Raw genomic sequence first — 2,123 nt, 5'->3', positions numbered from 1 at the left:
TAGGTTTCGGCGGTGCGTTGCCTGATGCCCTGCGCTCTTCGATGACATACCGAAGGTTCTCGATGCCGTCTTCGGTAAAGACCACGATGGCTTCGCTTAATTCCGATCCGGGATAGTCGTCGTAGGCGCTCAGACAACCGTCTTCAGAGAACATGCCGATCGAGCAATCGCGCAAGAACTCTTCGTCCTCATCGAGCATCGAGGCGACATATTTGAGGGTGTAGAGTGCAGAGTTGCGATATCCCAACGGACGGCCTCTTCTGTCTGGTCTTTGAGCGGGGCGAGGTGAAGCCCCGATCAGGCAGCTTTGGCTGCCGCGATCGTCAAAGGGCTCCAATTCCACGGAAGCAGGTCCTCGAGCCGCGCGATCGGCGTGTCGGCGATGCGAGCGAGGACATCGGCAAGCCAGGCCTGCGGATCGACGTCATTGAGCTTGGCGCTTGTGATTAGCGTCGCCATGAAGGCGGCCCGATCAGCGCCGCGATCGGAGCCGGCGAAGAGCCATGACTTCCTGCCGAGGGCAAAACTCCGCAGGGCGCGTTCGGCAGCGTTGTTGGTCAGGCAGATCCGCCCGTCACCGAGGAAGGACGTGAACCCGCCCCAGCGCTTCAGCATATAGTCGATCGGCTCGGCGACGGGAGAACTGCGGGATAATTTGGCCCGCTCGGCTCGCATCCATTTCTCAAGCTCGGTGACGAGAGGACGGCTCTCCTGCTGGCGTCGTTGCAGACGTTCGTCGGCGCCAAGACCATTGATCTCGCGCTCGACGTCGAACAGCGCGTCGATGCGTTTGACCGTCTCGAGCGCGATCGGCGAGATCGGCGTGGCGTTCTTTCCACGTCTGGTGTTGGTCGCAATGTCGGCGAGCACGAAGAACTTGCGGCGCGCATGCGACCAGCACAGTGCCTGGGTCAGCGGACCGCCATCGCGGTCCACCTTGAACAGCGGGTTATAGCCGCCATAGGCGTCAGCCTGCAGAATGCCAGTGAAGGATTTGAGATGGCGCTCGGGATGTTCCTGTCGCCGATCGCGCGAGGCATAATAGAGTGCCGCCGGCGGCGATTGCCCGCCGAACGGCCGGTCATCCCTGACATAGGTCCAGATGCGCCCGGTATCGGTCTTGCCGCGGGCTAAAATCGGCACTGTAGTGTCGTCGCCATGCAGCCGCTCGGCGGCAACCACATGCGTCTCGATCAGCGCATGCAACGGCTTCAGTGCCGCAGCACAGGCTCCGACCTGGTCGGCAAGCGTCGAGAGGCTGAGCTCGATGCCCTCACGGGCATAGCGCTCGCTTTGCCGGTTCAGCGGCTGGTGCTGGGCGAACTTCTCGAACAGGATCATCGCCAAAAGGTTCGGCCCGGCAAAGCCACGCGGGGTCACGTGGAAGGGTGCCGGCGGCTGCGTGATCTTCTCGCATTCGCGGCAGGTGAACTTCTCGCGCACCGTCTGGATCACCTTCCACCGGCGCGGGATCACCTCCAGCGTCTCGGTGACGTCTTCGCCAAGCTTCGCCAGCTTGGCTGAACCGCAGCAGGGGCAGTTCCGGGGCGCGGCGATGACGACGCGCTCGCGCGGCAGATGGTCGGGGAAAGGCTTGCGCGCGGGCCGTTTGCGCTCGAACGAGCGAACCGTCTGCGCTTGCGCTGCCGCTTGTCTCGCCGTCAGTTCGTCCTCGGTCGCAGCGGCCTCCAAATCCTCCAGCTGCAATTCCATCTGGTCAAGCAGCCGCGCCTTGCGCTCCGAGCGGCTGCCGTAAAGCTCGCGGTGCAGCTTCTCGATCTGCAGCTTGAGGTGCGCGATCAGGGCATCCGTGCTGGAGGTCACAGCCTGAGCACGCGCCGCGACGGCCTCCGCCTCCATGCGCGCGGCGCGCTCCGCGAGGATCATCGCGTGGGCGGCACCAAGATCGGTCGGGAGCGAATCAGGGGCGACTTTCACAGGCGGAAAGGAATCACATCCACCCCTGCTTTCAAAGGCAAAAGCGTCACCCGACCGACGTCGGACGCCAGGTTTCCTGCGGATTTCGCCAGTCGATTCCGGACAGAAGATAACCGAGCTGCGCCGCCGAGATCGTCACTGCGCCGTCGGCCGGGCTTGGCCAAATGAACCGCCCTCGCTCTAGC

General features: G+C 63.5%; 3 protein-coding genes. All 3 read right to left on the bottom strand.

The window, feature by feature from the left end:
* Nucleotides 1-247: hypothetical protein (locus EH240_RS36725; protein ID WP_125007210.1), on the bottom strand; the 247-nt coding region annotated here is incomplete at its 3' end.
* Nucleotides 248-297: 50 nt separating this feature from the next.
* Nucleotides 298-1,887 (bottom strand): IS66 family transposase, encoded by a 1,590-nt coding sequence (gene tnpC / locus EH240_RS36720; RefSeq protein ID WP_245436705.1) that lies wholly within the window; start codon nucleotides 1,885-1,887, stop codon nucleotides 298-300.
* Nucleotides 1,888-1,984: 97 nt separating this feature from the next.
* Nucleotides 1,985-2,123: IS66 family insertion sequence element accessory protein TnpB (tnpB, locus tag EH240_RS36715; RefSeq protein ID WP_148101177.1), on the bottom strand; the 139-nt coding region annotated here is incomplete at its 5' end.

Origin of the sequence: Mesorhizobium tamadayense (assembly GCF_003863365.1) — a bacterium.
Lineage (GTDB): Bacteria > Pseudomonadota > Alphaproteobacteria > Rhizobiales > Rhizobiaceae > Mesorhizobium > Mesorhizobium tamadayense.
This window is presented reverse-complemented; position numbering and strand designations above follow the sequence as displayed.